Source organism: Anaerococcus sp., from assembly GCF_022770135.1.
Taxonomy (GTDB): domain Bacteria; phylum Bacillota; class Clostridia; order Tissierellales; family Peptoniphilaceae; genus Anaerococcus.
Window position 1 is genome coordinate 19981 of record NZ_JALEIL010000100.1, and the last position, 16304, is coordinate 36284.

15 protein-coding genes are annotated in these 16304 nt (G+C 39.1%); 13 read left to right on the forward strand and 2 right to left on the reverse strand.

Features of this window, described 5'->3' with window-relative positions; all coding sequences use genetic code 11:
• The first annotated feature begins 53 nt into the window (after positions 1-53).
• The 11 genes from MRZ08_RS04955 (at position 54) to MRZ08_RS05005 (ending at position 11031) form a co-directional block, all read left to right on the forward strand.
• Positions 54-530, forward strand: a complete 477-nt coding sequence (locus MRZ08_RS04955) for a glutathione peroxidase (RefSeq protein ID WP_297380024.1) — start codon at positions 54-56, stop codon at positions 528-530.
• A gap of 4 nt (positions 531-534) precedes the next feature.
• Positions 535-1020 (forward strand): hypothetical protein, encoded by a 486-nt coding sequence (locus MRZ08_RS04960; protein ID WP_297380027.1) that lies wholly within the window; start codon positions 535-537, stop codon positions 1018-1020.
• A gap of 260 nt (positions 1021-1280) precedes the next feature.
• Positions 1281-4394 (forward strand): isoleucine--tRNA ligase, encoded by a 3114-nt coding sequence (ileS, locus tag MRZ08_RS04965; RefSeq protein WP_297380029.1) that lies wholly within the window; start codon positions 1281-1283, stop codon positions 4392-4394.
• Between the two features lie 96 nt (positions 4395-4490).
• Positions 4491-4934, forward strand: a complete 444-nt coding sequence (locus MRZ08_RS04970) for an NUDIX domain-containing protein (RefSeq protein ID WP_297380031.1) — start codon at positions 4491-4493, stop codon at positions 4932-4934.
• Positions 4935-5027: 93 nt separating this feature from the next.
• Entirely contained in the window at positions 5028-6053 is a 1026-nt protein-coding gene (locus tag MRZ08_RS04975) for a peptidoglycan bridge formation glycyltransferase FemA/FemB family protein (RefSeq protein ID WP_297380033.1), read from the forward strand.
• Positions 6053-6775, forward strand: coding sequence for an ABC transporter ATP-binding protein (locus MRZ08_RS04980; RefSeq protein WP_297380035.1), 723 nt, complete (start codon positions 6053-6055; stop codon positions 6773-6775). Before MRZ08_RS04975 ends, MRZ08_RS04980 begins: the two co-directional genes overlap by 1 nt.
• The gene (locus tag MRZ08_RS04985) at positions 6762-7796 is read left to right on the forward strand and encodes an LPXTG cell wall anchor domain-containing protein (protein ID WP_297380038.1); all 1035 of its coding nucleotides are present in this window, start codon (positions 6762-6764) and stop codon (positions 7794-7796) included. Before MRZ08_RS04980 ends, MRZ08_RS04985 begins: the two co-directional genes overlap by 14 nt.
• Complete coding sequence (locus MRZ08_RS04990) at positions 7786-9153, forward strand: ABC transporter permease (RefSeq protein ID WP_297380040.1); 1368 nt, start codon at positions 7786-7788, stop codon at positions 9151-9153. Before MRZ08_RS04985 ends, MRZ08_RS04990 begins: the two co-directional genes overlap by 11 nt.
• A gap of 400 nt (positions 9154-9553) precedes the next feature.
• Positions 9554-9952, forward strand: a complete 399-nt coding sequence (locus MRZ08_RS04995) for an ATP cone domain-containing protein (protein WP_297380043.1) — start codon at positions 9554-9556, stop codon at positions 9950-9952.
• Positions 9952-10434 (forward strand): 23S rRNA (pseudouridine(1915)-N(3))-methyltransferase RlmH, encoded by a 483-nt coding sequence (gene rlmH, locus MRZ08_RS05000; protein WP_297380047.1) that lies wholly within the window; start codon positions 9952-9954, stop codon positions 10432-10434. Before MRZ08_RS04995 ends, rlmH begins: the two co-directional genes overlap by 1 nt.
• A gap of 12 nt (positions 10435-10446) precedes the next feature.
• Positions 10447-11031 carry a DJ-1 family glyoxalase III gene (locus tag MRZ08_RS05005; RefSeq protein ID WP_297380050.1) on the forward strand — a complete coding sequence of 195 codons (585 nt, stop codon included), beginning with the start codon at positions 10447-10449 and terminating at the stop codon, positions 11029-11031.
• A 285-nt stretch (positions 11032-11316) separates the two neighbouring features.
• On the opposite strand, the gene MRZ08_RS05010 is transcribed toward MRZ08_RS05005, so the two are convergent.
• Together MRZ08_RS05010 and MRZ08_RS05015 are read right to left on the reverse strand one after the other, a co-directional pair.
• A complete protein-coding gene (locus MRZ08_RS05010) occupies positions 11317-12792 on the reverse strand; it encodes an NAD(P)/FAD-dependent oxidoreductase (RefSeq protein WP_297380053.1) in 1476 nt (491 codons plus the stop codon).
• 34 nt (positions 12793-12826) lie between these two features.
• Positions 12827-13546, reverse strand: a complete 720-nt coding sequence (locus tag MRZ08_RS05015) for an MIP/aquaporin family protein (RefSeq protein WP_297380056.1) — start codon at positions 13544-13546, stop codon at positions 12827-12829.
• A 265-nt stretch (positions 13547-13811) separates the two neighbouring features.
• Between MRZ08_RS05015 and MRZ08_RS05020 the strand changes: the two genes are divergently transcribed.
• Both MRZ08_RS05020 and MRZ08_RS05025 read left to right on the forward strand, forming a co-directional pair.
• Positions 13812-14945 carry a BMP family ABC transporter substrate-binding protein gene (locus MRZ08_RS05020; protein ID WP_297380059.1) on the forward strand — a complete coding sequence of 378 codons (1134 nt, stop codon included), beginning with the start codon at positions 13812-13814 and terminating at the stop codon, positions 14943-14945.
• A gap of 118 nt (positions 14946-15063) precedes the next feature.
• Positions 15064-16304, forward strand: a 1241-nt coding sequence (locus MRZ08_RS05025; RefSeq protein ID WP_297380062.1) for an ABC transporter ATP-binding protein, incomplete at its 3' end; no start/stop codon positions are given.

The following is a 16304-nucleotide window of genomic DNA, read 5'->3' on the forward strand; positions in this document are numbered from 1 at the left end:
GCAAAAATAAAGCCAAGCTGTATAATCTATATTATAAGAGTCAAGGAGGTTTTATGACAAGTGTATATGACTTTACAGTTTTAGATAAAGATGATAAGGAAATCTCCCTTAGTAAATATGAGGGCAAGGTCCTTCTTATAGTAAATACAGCAACCCACTGTGGCTTTACCAAACAATACGACGCTCTTGAAGCTTTGTATGAGAAATATAAGGATCAGGGCTTTGAGATTTTGGACTTTCCTTGCAATCAATTTGGCAACCAAGCCCCAGAATCTGATGAGGAGATAGACTCTTTCTGTGCCCTAAAGTTTGGGACAAGCTTTGATAGGTTCAAGAAAATCGACGTAAATGGCGAAAATGAAGACCCACTTTATACCTTCCTTAAGGAAGAAAAGGCAGGACTAGGCAAGGCCATCAAATGGAACTTCACCAAGTTTTTGATAGATAGAGATGGAAATGTAGTAGCTCGTTTCGGATCAAACAAGAAGCCAGAGAATATGGAAAAAGATATAGAAAAATTGTTAGGATAGAAAAATGGACAAATTTGTAAAACTCGCTTTTGATTCCTTGAATCATTATCTAGATACAGGAAAATATCTCGACAAATACGATGAGGAATTCGAAGATAACCACAATGGTGTAATTATAGAAATAAAAATGGGAGATAAGAGAGAAAGGGCAGGATCAATTTATCCAACCAGGAAAAACATAGCCCTAGATATAATAAATGAGACGGTCAATCTCGGGATTTTCAACAATGCCTTGGCTATCAAGAAAGAAGACCTAGACGATATTTATATCCAAGTTCTTGAGATTAATAAGGTTAAGCCAATTTCCAAAATCGAAGACTTCGGAGTATATCACGGACTCTTACTAAATTACAACAACAACCCTGTTATAGTCTACAGAAATGACTATGAAAGCGACTATCAGATGTATGAAGATGCCAAGGATAGGGCAAATATTGACGAGTTCGATGTCTACAATCTAGAGAAGTTTAAGATAGTTAGACACATATAGAAATATATTTGACAAAAAACAGTCTTAGTATTATATTATAATATAAATATGACGTTAAGAAGAAGAGTAACCCTCTATCAATCTAAAAGAGAGGCAGGTTAGGTGAAAGCTGCTAGAGGCGTTTTGGGCGAAGATCATCTTCTAGTCTAATAAATGAATTAGTAGTTTATTACGTTACAATTGCGTTAAATTGTCTATTAAAACGGTGGACCGTCCTTTTTAAGGACGGTTTTATTTTTTAGAAATTAAAGGAGTTATTGATGTCAGAATTTAAATCTTTAGACAGCAAAGATGTAAGAAAAAGAGAAGGAGAAGTCGAAAAGTATTGGCAAGAAATAGACCTACTTGATGAGACTTTCAAAACCCGTGAGGGAGCCGGCGAATATATAATCTACGACGGACCTCCAACAGCAAACGGTAGACCAGGAATCCACCATGTTATCGCTCGTACCCTTAAGGATATGACAAGCAGATACAAAAACATGCAAGGCTACAAGGTCCTAAAAAAGGCAGGTTGGGATACCCACGGTCTTCCTGTAGAAATAGAAGTAGAAAAGACCCTAGGCTTTCATGATAAAAACGATATAGAAGAATACGGAATCGAAAAGTTCAACAAGCTATGTAAGGAATCTGTTTGGAAATACTCCGACCAATGGAGAGAGATGTCAGACAGGATGGCCTTCCTCTACAATATGGACGATCCTTATGTCACAATGGATAACGACTATGTAGAAACTGAGTGGTACCTCCTAGATAAGGCCTTCAAAAACGGATACATCTACGAGGGAGCCAAGGTTATGCCATACTGTCCACGTTGTGGTACAGGTCTTGCAAGTCACGAGGTTGCCCAAGGTTACCAAATGGATAAGACCATCACCCTTACAGTTAAGTTTAAGAAAAAGGGAACTGACAACGAGTACTTCCTAGCATGGACCACAACTCCTTGGACCCTTCCATCAAACGTGGCCCTATCAGTTCACCCAGAGCTTACCTACGTTAAGCTTTATGTAGCAGAGGAAGATTCTTACTATTACTGTGCCAAATCCCTTGCTGAAAAGCTTATGGAAGAAAGAGACTACGAAGTAGTAGAAGAATTCCCAGGTAAGGATATGGAATATTGGGAATACGAACAACTTATGCCATATGTAAATGTAGGAGATGATAAGGCCTTTATCGTAACCCTTGCCGACTACGTTTCTGCAGAAGATGGTACAGGTATAGTTCACTCCGCTCCAGCCTTTGGTGAGGACGACTACCAAATAGGAAGAAAATACGGACTTGCCTTTGTTCAACCAGTTGACCTTGAAGGATGCTTTACAGAAACTCCTTGGAAGGGTGAATTTATCTTCGATACCAACGAAAAAATCTGGAGACACCTCCAAGAAGAAGGCAAGGTATTTAACAAACAAACTATAGAGCACAACTACCCACACTGCTGGAGATGCCACACACCACTAGTATATTATGCAAAACCATCCTGGTATATAGAAATGAGCAAGTTCTCAGATGCCATGGTAGAAAACAACAAAAGCGTAAACTGGTACCCACAAACTATAGGGGACAAGAGATTTGGAAACTGGATCGAAAACGTAAAAGACTGGGCTATATCTAGGTCAAGATACTGGGGAACTCCGCTAAATATCTGGAAATGTGATGAATGTGGCCACACAGATACAGTTGGATCAAGAGCAGAACTAAAGGAACGTGCAATCGAAGACATATCAGAAGATATAGAGCTACACAGACCATATGTAGATAATGTATCTATCAAATGTGATAAGTGCGGGGGCACCATGCACAGGGTTCCTGATGTAATCGACGTTTGGTTTGACTCTGGAGCAATGCCATTTGCCCAACTTCACTATCCATTTGAACACAAAGAAGACTTTGAAGAATACTTCCCAGCAGACTTTATCTGTGAAGGAATCGACCAAACAAGGGGCTGGTTCTACTCACTAATGGCCATATCTACAATCACAACAGGCAAGGCTCCTTACAAAAATGTCCTAGTAAACGACCTCGTAGTAGATAAGAACGGTCAAAAGATGAGTAAATCCAAAGGAAACACCCTAGATCCATTCGCCCTTTTTGATAAGTACGGGGCAGATGCCGTAAGATTCTACTCACTCTATGTATCTCCACCATGGATGCAAACTAAGTTTGACGAAAAGGGACTAATCGAAGTCAAGAATAACTTCTTTAGGACATTTGAAAATGTCTACAACTTCTTCGGCCTCTACGCTGAAACAGACAAATTAAGTGCAGAAGAAATAGCAGGCTTTACTGACCTTAAGCTTGAAAAAATAGATAAATGGCTTTACTCCAAACTAAATACCCTAATCAAAAACTACACAGAAGCAATGGACGCCTTTGACTACAACAAGGTAGTTCACATGATCTCTGACTTCGTAGTAGAAGATCTATCAAACTGGTATATCAGAAGAAATAGAAAGAGATTCTGGAACTCAGAGCTTACAGATAGCAAGAAAGCAGTATACAAGACTACATTTGATGCAATCCTTACAATATCCAAGCTCATCGCTCCAATCACACCATTTATAGCTGAAGAGGTCTACAGATCACTTACAGGAGAAAAGACAGTTCACACAAGCCTCCTCCCTAAGGCAGACGAGAAAATGATTGATACAGACCTTGAAGAAAGCATGGACCTTGTTAGAAAGATAGTTAACCTAGGTAGGGCTTCAAGAGAGAAAGAATCAATCAAGGTTCGTCAACCACTAGCTAAAATCATAGTAGACGGAGCCTACAAGGAAAAAATCGCAGACCTTACAGGCCTAATCAAAGAAGAGCTAAATATAAAGGATGTCGACTTCGAAGACGACCTATCAGACTTCATGGACTACTTCCTAAAACCAGACTTTAGAGTAGTAGGAAGAATCTTCCAATCCAAGGTCAACGACTTCGCCAAATTCCTAGCATCCACCGATGCCAAAGACTTCATAGAAGCTGTTGAAGAAAATCCTCAAGAAATCACCCTAGGAGATGAGACTTACCAAGTCACAAAAGACTATCTAGACATAAGAATATCTGCCAAAGAAGGATTCGATGTAGAAATGGACGGCAATGTCTTCGTAATACTCGATACAGAAATCACCGAAGACCTCCGTGATGAGGGTTATGCGAGAGAATTCACCTCCAAGGTTCAAAACATGAGAAAAGATAGTGGATTTGAAGTAACAGATAGAATCAATATCTACTACCAAGCAGACGATAAACTAAACAAATCTCTAGAGAAATTCAAAGAAGAAATCAAAAAAGAAACCCTAGCAGATAAGTTCGAAAGAAAAGACCTTGCAAGCGAAGAAATCGAACTAAACGATAAGACAGTTAAAATTGAGCTTGAGAGATTATAATACAAGTTGGGCCTTAGGGCCCAATTTTTTCTACAAACTTTTACTTAATTATAAATAACATATAATAATAAGAGAAGTTAAAGTTAGTGAGGGTTTATGCAGACTAGATTAATGAATATGGTAATGATTTGTGATGAAGTTAATGATAAGGTCTTAGTTCTTGACAAGGTCAAAAAGTATGGCTGGGAGGGGCTTACTTTTCCTGGAGGCAAGGTCGAGGAAGGGGAAAGCCTTACCGATTCTGTAATTCGAGAGGCCAAGGAAGAGACCAATCTCGATATCGAAAATCCTGTACTTGTCGGACTTATCACTTGGATTGTCGAAGGAAGGCGAGATATGGGATTTCTCTTTAGGACAAGGGACTTTAAGGGAGAGCTTATCGAAAATAATAGGGAAGGTAGGCTCTTTTGGGATTCTTATGAGCATATGAAAGATAGCAAAGAACTTTCTGAGTCGATGGATAAGATTTTTGAGATTTATGAAGGGAAGTTCCAAGAAATCACCTGGTTTTATGATGAGGGAAGGGTAATTTACCAATAGGATAATATTGAAAAAAACCCTAGCTCCTGTTATAATTAAGTAAATGTATGGCTAGGAGCATAACAGTTATTTTGAAGTGAAAGAGAGAGTAATATGATTTTAGATAAAAACAACAAGGACTTAGTTAAGAAATACAATGATTTTATCAAGAATTCGCCATATGGCAACTTCATGCAGGATATGCGCTGGGCGAATATCAAGGCTAATTGGGAAAGCGTCTACTTCTATGTCGAAGAAGATGGCGAAATCAAGGGAGCCCTTTCAGTTATATATATAAGAGATAGCAAGGTCGGCAAGAACTTCTTCTATGCTACAAGAGGACCTGTTTGTGACCTAAGAGATATAGAATTGGTAAAGGAATTAATCGATGAAGCAAGTGCCTTTGCCAAGGAAAACGACGGCTTCCTCCTTCGTATCGACCCACTAGTTCGTATGGATGAAGATTTAGTTAAACTATATGCGGAAAACGGAATTACAATCCGCCATGACAAGACTACCTCATCTCAACCTCTTCTTAACATGGTCCTAGACATAGATGGAAGGGACGGGGAAGAGATTTTCAAGAATTTCTCCAAAAATACTAGAAAACACACTAGAAAATCCTACAGAGATGGGATTGAGACAAGAGAAGTAGGAGAAGAAGGAGTGGATATCCTCTACAAGCAAGTAGTAGATACTGCTGAAAGAGCTGGAATTAATCACAGGCCTTACGAGTATTTCAAGGCTCTTTATGATAACTATAAGGATGAGATTAGACTTTCAGTTTCTTATCTTGACGAGACTCCACTTTGCTCATCTATGCTAATCTGCTATGGAAATAGGGCCCTAGCCCTTTATGGTGGTTCAAGTGATGAGCACAAGGACATGGGACAAAATTATCAGATAAACTACGAAGAAGTAAAATATGCTGCAGAAAAAGGCTATGACCACTATGATATGGGAGGAGTCTTTGAGGCAGATGATTCAGATGGACTCTACAGGTTTAAGAGGAAATTTACGGAAGAAAATGTAGAAAATCTCATAGGAGAAATCGACATAGTCCTAGACGAGAAGCTTTATGACGAATATATCAAGGAGAAAAATCCTCACTTCAAGAAAGAGGAAGAAAAGGAAGACTAGTGAGTCTAATAGAAATCAGAGGGCTTAAGAAATATTACAAGCTAGGTGGTAATATCATAAAGGCCCTGGATGGGATAGACCTAGATATAGAAAAGGGCGAGTTTGTAGCTCTTTTGGGAACGAGCGGTTCGGGTAAGTCGACCCTGCTTAACATGCTCGCAGGACTTGAAAGGCCGACCAAGGGATCTATAAAATATGGAAATATCTCTCTAACCGACCTTAACGAGGAGCAAATCACTAAGTTTAGAAATCTAAACATAGGCTTTGTCTTCCAATCCTATAATCTCCTTCCTTATCTATCAGCCTGGGAGAATGTTTCCCTTCCCTTGACCTTTAAGGGACTAAGCAAAGATGAGAGAAAGCAGGAAGCCTACAAGATTTTAAAGGAAGTTGGACTTTCTGATAGGATGGATAACAAACCAAACGAGCTTTCCGGTGGACAACAACAAAGAGTCTCCATAGCCCGCGCCTTCGTTGGCCTTCCAAAGATTATATTTGCCGACGAGCCAACGGGAAATCTCGATACCAAGACGAGCTTTGAGATTATGAATCTTATCAAAAAGATCACCAAAGAAAACCAGCAGACCTTTATTATGGTAACCCACGATGACGAGATGACCGAGTTTGCTGACAAGGTGCTTTTTATGAGAGACGGACGTTTAGAGAAAATTCACGAGAAATACACTATTGATGAGGTACTAGAAAATGATGGCAAATCTTAATCCGACAGAAACAACAAATACAGCTGAAACTTCCTCTGGTCTAGCTAGCTCAGGGGCAAATGATGAAGGAAGCTCCCAAGGGTCTATTAGAAATCAACCCAAGCTTATAATCTCAGACTATGAGCTTAGCCCAACTATAGCAGAGGCAGGGGAGAATTTCGACTTATCCTTCACCCTCTACAACACTAATAACGAAAATACCATCTACAATCTCAAGGTTACCCTAGAGCAAACCCTGGCATCCGCTCCACAAAATACTAGCACTGCCAACAACACTCTAGTATCGGACGGATCGGTCTTTACACCTGTAGATAGGTCAAATACCTTCTATGTAGCAGCCCTCTACCCTTGGGATTGGACTAGTAAATACATAACAATGAGCGTCCTGCCAAACGCAACTCCAGGTCCTTATGTGGTAAATCTTACCATGGAATACGAGGACTATTGGGGAAACCAATACAAGAGCACAGAAACTATAGGAATTCCTGTAGCCCAAAAGTCCGGGGTAAATTTCGGTAAGGTCAAATTGGGAGAGCTAAATGCCAATACTCCTGGATCTTTATCTGTAAATATATACAATACAGGTAAGGATAATCTCGATACGGTAATGGTAAGGGTCAAGGGAGATGGCTTCGACGTGGATGAAAATGAGAGATTTATCGGAAACTTCAACGCAGGAAGCACAGAGACCTTCTCTTGTAACATAACTCCCAAATCTGAGGGCAAGGTATCTGGAACTATAGAAATAATCTATGAAGACTCCAGGGGCAAGGCCTACAAGAAGACTAAAGACTTTAGCACTGAAGTAATGGCAGGATTTGAAGGAGAAGCTGGAATGATTGACCCTGAGACAGGAGAGATGATAGGAGAAAATCCTCCAATGGAAGAAAACTCATCTCTACTTTCGTCTCCCTTTATCTGGATAGGAATCATAGTCCTTGCAGCCCTCCTTCTCATACTCTTGAGGAAGAAAAGAAAGGCTAAAAAGGACGAGGAGCTAATAATAGACGATGAAGATTAGTGACAGATTCCAGATGGCCCTAAGAAACCTAGTCAGGAGGAAGTCGAGGACAGTACTAACAGTCCTATCCGTAGTTATCGGAGCAAGCTCCATAATCCTAATGATTGCCTTCGCCTTGGGGATTAACCAACAACAAAAGGATATGGTCGAATCATTCGGAGGACTTACTTCCATTACTATCCTTACAGAAAATAACGGGGGTTCGACTAAGGTTGACCAAGCAAGTATATCGAGACTTCAAAGCATAGATGGGGTCAAGGTCGTAGTTCCTTTCAAAAGCTTCTATAGTGAAATCAAAATAGAAGGAGAAGATGATTACAGCCTAGACAGCCAAATCCAAGTAATGCCTGATGATGTGATCGATAAGCTTATAGGAGATATGTTTAGCTCAGGTTCTAAGATGAATAGGACAGATGATAACAAGATTATCCTAGGATCTGAAGTTAAGCCAATGAAAATGATTCACGAAGGAGGGGGTTACTCTGGAGAGCCTGTCGAAGACTTTGACTACAGGGGCCACAAGTATTTTATAAGGCTAGGCTGGCAAGATGAAAGCGACGATGGGGTTAATTTCGGAAATGAAAATCAGGAAAATGGCGAAGAGAAAAAGCCCACCTATGCGGATATTCCTGTAGAGATTGCTGGCACCCTAAACTCCAAGTCCTTTGTAATGGGCTGGTCATCAGTAATTAACGAAAGCCTCTACAAGAAGCTCCAAAAGGAAGATAAGAAACTAGAAAGTCCTCAACTTAACCAAAATTTCGCTCCAGACGGCAAGCCAGTAGAGGTTAAAAACGATGGAGAGATTCTCTACGATAATCTAAATGTTGTAGTAGAAGATGTAGAAAAGCTTGAAGATGTCGAAAATGCCATAAGGAAGGCAGGCTTTCAGACCCAATCATCTGCAGGATCTGCAGAAGAGATCAAAAAGACCAGCATGATTGTAACCCTCATACTTGGGGGAATCGGCTCAGTTGCCTTTGTAGTTTCGGCTATAGGAATAATCAACACCATGCTTATGAGTATCTACGAAAGACAAAAGGAAATCGGAGTGATGAAGGTAATTGGTGCTTCCATCAATGATATAAGGTCCATGTTTCTTATAGAATCGGGCTTTATAGGATTTTTCGGAGGAATTGTGGGACTCGTAATCTCCCTACTTATAGGAAGTGTTATAAATAAACTCGCCCAAGGATCAGGAATCTTTATGGGAGGAGAAAGTAAAATCCTCCTAATCCCTATATGGCTAGCCCTAGTAGGAGTAGGCTTTTCATCAATGGTAGGAGTCCTTGCAGGCTACATCCCAGCCAGAAGAGCAACCAAACTATCAGCCATAGAAGCTTTGAGAGCAAATTAAGCAGAGCAATCTGCTCAGACTGTAGACAAAATCGAAATCACCCTTATTTCGACCAGGTAAATAGCCATTGAATTGGCTATTTACCCCTCTGACTAGTGCGTAGCACGGAAAAGTTACTAAGCAACGAGTCAGAGTACGGAGTGAGTGGAGAAATCTAATGAGATCTCTCCATGCGTTCGTTTCACTCACACTAGAACCTAATAGCAAATATAACCTAGCTATTAGTTTTAGGGTTAAATGTGCCAATTAAGGCACATTTAACTAGTCGAGATAAGGGTAACTTATCAATAAAATAAATTTAAATTAAAGCTACTTTGTCTACTCTCTGAGCAGAGAAATCTGCTTTTTTTATGCCAAAAATTGATCATTGGGTATAAATATAAAAAGCGAGGAGGAATAAATGACTAAATTAAGTACAGAAATCAAAAAATATCTTGATGAAAATAAACTAAGTCTAGACGATATTAGAGCTGACCTACAGACCCTAGACGTAGACCTTGTGGGTGAAATGCTTGAAGATAAGGAAAACACCTATGTAATCAAAAGGTCTGGAGATGTCGAGAGGTTTTCTAAGGACAAGATCGAAAGATCTATCAAAAACGCAGCAGGAGATGAGAAGGCAGCCATGAATACATCTGACCTTGCAATAATTGTAGACGATGTGTTAGATATTCTAGACTCTGATCCTAGAAAGGTCTACAAGACTAGTGAGATTAAAAATTACATTAAGGATTCTTTGCTTAAGGAAGGTTACTCAAAAGTATATGATTCCTTTATCTCTTACATCAAGGAAGATTAATGAACATAAAGATAGTCGCAGTAGGAAAGATTAAGGAAAAGTTCTATAGGGATGCCATAGATGAATATATCAAAAGGATGGGAGCCTATAACAATATCGAAATAATCGAAGTAGCAGATATTATGGCTCCCGAAGGTCTTTCCACCAAGGAGCTTGAAGAGATAAAGGATAAGGAAGGTGAGAGGATCCTAGGCAAAATCAAGGACGATGCTTTTCTTGTAACTTTGGAAATTCTGGGCAAGGCGATGACTAGCGAAGACTTTGCAGACTTTATCAAAGATGAGATGCTTATGGGAGGCGGAAGAGACTTGGTCTTTGTAATAGGCGGATCCAATGGTCTTTCCAAAAATGTAACGGGGCGTGCTAACAAGAAGCTTTCCTTTGGCAAGTTTACCTATCCTCATCAGCTTATGAGGGTTATCCTTTCAGAGCAGATCTACAGGGCCTTTAGGATAATAAATAACCATCCTTATCATAAATAAGAAGGAGTTTTGATGAATAAATTTTTAGTTTTAGTGGCAAATGGTAACGAGACAATAGAGATATTTACAGTAGTTGATTATCTTAGAAGAATTGGAGTTGAGCTTGATATAGCATCTACCGAGGAAAGTAAAGAGCTTAAGACAAGTCAAGATATTTCCTTTAAGGCAGATATACATTTTTCTGATATCAAAGAAGAAGACTATATGGGAGTCTATATCCCAGGAGGCACAAAGGGAGCCTATGCTATGAGGGATAATGAAAAAGTCTTAGACCTTCTAAGAAGTTTTAATGATGCGGGAAAAATCATAGCGGCAATTTGTGCAGGTCCAGTAGTCCTCAATAAAGCAGGAATTTTATCTGACAAAAAAGCCACCTCCTTCCCAGATATGAAAGATGAGATGGATAATACTTACGAGTATATAGATGATCAAATCGTGGTAACAGATGGAAATATTACCACAGGAAGGGGAGCTGCAGTAACCAACTATCTTGCCCTAAGACTTGCTCATATAATCGGAGGAGATGAGGCAGTAGACAAACTTAAACACGGAACCCAACATGAGGCTGTTGAGAAATATTTTGGCTTTAAATTCTAAGATAATCTTAAAAAATACAAATTAAGGGTCGCCCTATAGGGGCGATTTTCTTTTGCCTTAAGTGAAAAGGCTTTATATAACCTTTAGAAGAATCTAATTGATAATATTAGAAAAATATTAAGACCCATCTTCCTAGACTATTTTTTGATAAAAATTAGATTAGTATTTAGAGATTAGAAAGAAAATTTATATTATTTGATATAAATATTTTACAAAAAAAGACGAGGAATTTTCCCCGCCCTCTTATTTAAGTTAAAAGATAAAATCAAGAGTCTTTATTTTAACCTATTTATTTTCGATTTCCTTTATTAATTCATTTATATCTTTCTTATTAATCCTAGAAATTCCAGAGTTTTCGCTGTCAAATTTCTTGTTTTCTATAGGATGACCGTATTCGTCTTCCATTACTTCAAGGACCCTATTTCTGCAGAAGGCTCCTTGGCAAAAGCCCATGCCACAGCGGGTTCTTCTTTTGACTGCATCAAAACTTGTAAGTTCGATTCCTCTATTAAGAGCATCCCTAATAGTCTTCTCGCTTACTTGCTCACACCTACAAACCAGTCTTTCTGGATCTCCCAATGGGAGGTCGACCTTATCTTTTACTTTGTTAAAGTCTTCCAAATCCTTATACTCGATTATTGGCTTTCTATTTGGATTATAGTTTGGATCGTCTTCTAATTTTAGTCCAATATCAGCGAGTATTTCTTCCACCATCTCTGCTATTGCAGGAGATGAAGTAACACCAGGTGATTGGATGCCGACAACATTTATAAAGCCATTGGTCTTGGTATTTTCGATTATGAAATCTCCAGTTGAGGATGCTGGTCTAAGTCCTGTGAAAGATCTTATAAATTCCTTTAAGTTTAGGACATCTTCCTTGACAGACTTTTGGGCAAGCTTGTAGATTTCTTCTAGTCTTTCTGTGTGGGTACCTAGGTCAATTTCTTCCTCATCTATAGCATCAGGGCCAATCAAGATATTGTTATGATAGGTCCTAGTTACGAGAATTCCCTTAGACTTAGGACTAGGTGTTTGGAAGAGGACCTGCTTGATGCGAGATCCCGTTCCCTTTTGCATGATTAGATACTCACCGCTTCTTGGGTGGATATCAAAATCAGTTTGAGTAATCATAGAAGAAACCTTGGCACCATTAAGTCCAGTCGCATTTATGACAAATCTTCCTTCGAAAGATTCGCCCTTATCTGTCCTTACTTTAAATATATCTTCTTCTTTTTCGATTTCTACGACTTCACTATCAAGTTTTAGCTTGACGCCGTTATCCATGGCGTTTTCTACTAGGGCTATTACATATTCATAAGGAGAGCAAACTCCTGCTCCCTTACAGTACAAGGCACCTATTGCATCGTCGGATACATTTTCTTCGATTTCGCGAAGTTTTTCTTGACCGATGATTTCTATATCATCGAGTCCGTTTTCCTTGCCCATTTGATAGAGGACATCGAGCATTTTCATATCGTTCTCATCGAAGGCTAAAACAAGAGAACCATTGGCCAAGAAGCCAAAGTTTAGCTCTTCGTTGAGTTTTTCGAAAGAAATTCTTCCAGGATAGCACAACCTACCCCTAAGCTCCTTGCCGCTTTCGGCATAGCCTCCATGGACTATGGCAGAGTTGGCCTTGCTTGCGCCCATAGATACGTCGTTTTCTTTCTCGAGAAGGAGTATATCAAGTTTGTAACGGGATAGCCTCCTGGCAATGGAGGCCCCGCACACGCCTGCTCCTATTATAATTACATCAAACATAAATTCACTTCCTATTTTCTAATTTCTATAAATCTTATATAAAGATAAAGTTATAGATTACTACTGCTAGTAGACCACCTAAGATTGGTCCTACTACTGGAATCCAAGCGTATCCCCAGTCAGGGTCTGCCTTGTTTTTGAATGGAAGTACTGCATAGGCAAGTCTTGGTCCAAGGTCTCTGGCAGGATTTATGGCATAACCTGTTAGTCCACCCAAAGACATACCGATTGAGACGATTATTGCAAATACAAATAACTTATCAACTCCAACAGTTCCTGCTCCGTCTACTTGAGAAAGACCTAGGATAGCAAATACTAGTACGAAAGTACCAATGATTTCTGAAAGTAGGTTTCTAAAAGTATTTGGTATACTTGGAGCTGTACAGAAAGTTCCTCTTACAGTTAGTGGGTCATCGCTAGTTGCGTCGTAATGGTCTTTAAAGAGAATATATACCAAAACAGCACCAACGAAGGCACCAGCCATTTGAGCTATGATATAAGCTGGTAAGTCAGAGTAAGCAACATCTCCCTTAAAAGCTAAGGCGATTGATAAAGCTGGGTTAAAGCTTGCGCCAGATAGTTTTCCAAATATAAATGCTGGGACTAGTACTGCAAGACCCCATGCAAATGTGATTTGGATTGAGCCTGCACCTTTTTGTCCACTTTTGTTGAGTAAAACGTTTGCTACTACGCCGTCACCGAGTAGTATAAGAATCATAGTTCCGAAAAATTCACCCATTATAATATCTCTCATAAAATCCTCCTAATAGATATCTGATAAGTAAACAAAAAGCAACAAATAAAATATCTTGTTGCCAGGCTCTTCGGATATTAAATTGTGAAAACATTTACACTTATAGTATAGCATGGACCATAAAAAAATTCAAGTCTTTTCTTAAAAATTAATTAAAACATAGAAATTTGATAAAAGTTAAACTTTACCTACAAAGTATGGACAAAAAGTGCAATATATTATATGATTATTATGTAACTAAACAAGCATAATTAGGGAGGAATATATGAAAATTAGTAAAATTATGTCTGTTGTTTCTGCACTAACTTTATCATTAGCGCTAACTTCTTGTGGAGGAGATACAGCAAATGATAAGAATGATGATAATGCAAAGACTCCAGCTGAGACAAGCGAGAGCGCTGAAAACAAGGCAGAAGAAAATAAAGATAGCGAAGCTGAAACTCCTACTGGCGAAACAGTAAAAGTAACTATGGTAACTGATGAGGGTGGAGTTAATGACAAGAGCTTTAACCAATCTGCTTTTGAAGGACTTAATGCTTACAAGGATGAAGGAAAATCTGACTTCGATTATATAGAATCACACTCAACAGCAGATTATCAACCAAATCTTGAATCTGCCCTAGACAGTGAATCAGACCTAATCCTAACTGTAGGTTACGCTTTATATAACGATACAGTTACTGCTGCAGAGCAAAATCCTGATCAAAAATACGCTATAATCGACAATGCAAACATCGACAAAGTAGAAAATCTATTAGGTATTACCTTTGCTGACCACCAAAACTCATTCTTAGCAGGTTATATTGCAGGAATGAAATCAGAATCAAACCACGTAGGATTCGTAGGTGGACAAGTATCAGACGTAATCGATAGATTTGAATATGGCTTCAAGGCTGGTGTAAAACAAGCTGCTAGAGAAAAAGGTACTGACATCAAGGTTGATGTACAATACGCAAACAGCTATTCAGACCAAGCTAAGGGCAAAAACATCGCTAACCAAATGTACCAAGAAGGCGCAGATGTTGTAATGCACGCTGCTGGTGGAGTAGGTATCGGAGTAATCGAAGCTGCAAAAGAAAACGACAAATGGGTTATCGGAGTTGACCGTGACCAATCAGAAGAAGCACCAGATCATATGCTAGTTTCTACAATCAAGGGTGTAGGCGATGCAGTTAAACTTGTAGTCGACGGACTTAACAAGGGTGAATTTGAAGGTGGTACAACAAAAGAATTCACACTTGAAGATGGAAAAGCAGTTGATATTGCTTACGCTAAAAACGACCTAGTTAGCCAAGAGGTTAAAGATAAGGTAGAAGAATTGAGAAAAGAAATCATTGATGGTAAAATCGAAGTTCCACAAAACGAAGAAGAATTCAATTCTATGGGATATGATAAGTAAAATTTAAAATTAGCAGACTTGCTCCTGAGTATTCGGGGGTGAGTTTTCTGCTTTTTTTTTATAATATTTTTTAAATTTGTGATATGATAAAGGTAGAAAGTTATTAAGGGGGAAACCTATGAAAAAATATTTTGATAAGGCCCCAGTTGTAAGTATGAGAAATATCACCAAGCGCTTTGGCTCTAAGGAAGTCTTGACAGATATAGACTTTGAACTTCACAAGTGTGAGGTCCACGCTCTCCTTGGAGAAAATGGCGCAGGAAAGACAACCTTGATGAATGTTCTCTACGGCATGTTTCCACCAAACGAGGGAAGTATTACAATTAATGGCAAAACTTTTGCTTCTATGACACCTAAAAAGGCGATAGATGCAGGAATCGGTATGGTGCACCAGCACTTTATGCTTATTGAGCCCTTGACTGTAACAGAAAATATTATCCTTGGCTATGAGAAATCCAAGGGATTATTCCTCGATAGGAAGAAGGCTTACGCTGAGGTAGAAAAGATAAGCAAACAGTACAATCTAACAATCGACCCAAGGGCCAAGGTCGAAGACATATCAGTAGGTATGCAACAAAGAGTTGAGATTCTAAAAGCCCTATATCACGGAGCTGATATCCTTATCTTCGATGAGCCAACAGCTGTTCTTACCCCACAAGAGATTGTGGAATTTATAGAAATAGTCAAAAGACTTACTGAGCTAGACAAGTCAGTCATAATTATTACCCACAAATTATCTGAAATTAAGGCAATGGCTGATACCTGTACTATAATTAGGAGAGGTAAGTTTATTGACAAAGTCGACGTCAAAAGCGTTGATGAGAACATTTTGGCTGAGAAGATGGTAGGTCGTGATGTTAGCTTTAATGTCGACAAAAAACCAATCGAAAAGGGTGGTGTTGTCCTAAATATCGAAGATTTATGGGTTAAGGATAAGAGAGGAATCGATACTCTAAAGGGCCTTGACCTAAAGCTACACGCTGGAGAAATCCTTGGAATTGCTGGAGTCGATGGCAATGGACAGACAGAATTAATCGATGCCATTACTGGAATGACTAAGGCAAATAGGGGAAGCGTAAATCTAAACGGAGTTGATATAACCAACGCTTCTACTAGAAAAATCCTCGATACTGGTATGAATTCTATCCCAGAAGATAGGCAAAAGCGAGGTCTTATCCTAGAATATCCTATAAAGGACAATCTAATACTCGAAAGAGTAGGACAAGAACCATTTTCTACAAAAGGAAGACTCAACTTCAAAAATATAGACGATAATGCCAAGGATTTGGTAGGAAAATTTGATATCAGACCAGATGACATAGAAGAAAAAGCGATGAGCCTTTCTGGTGGTAACCAACA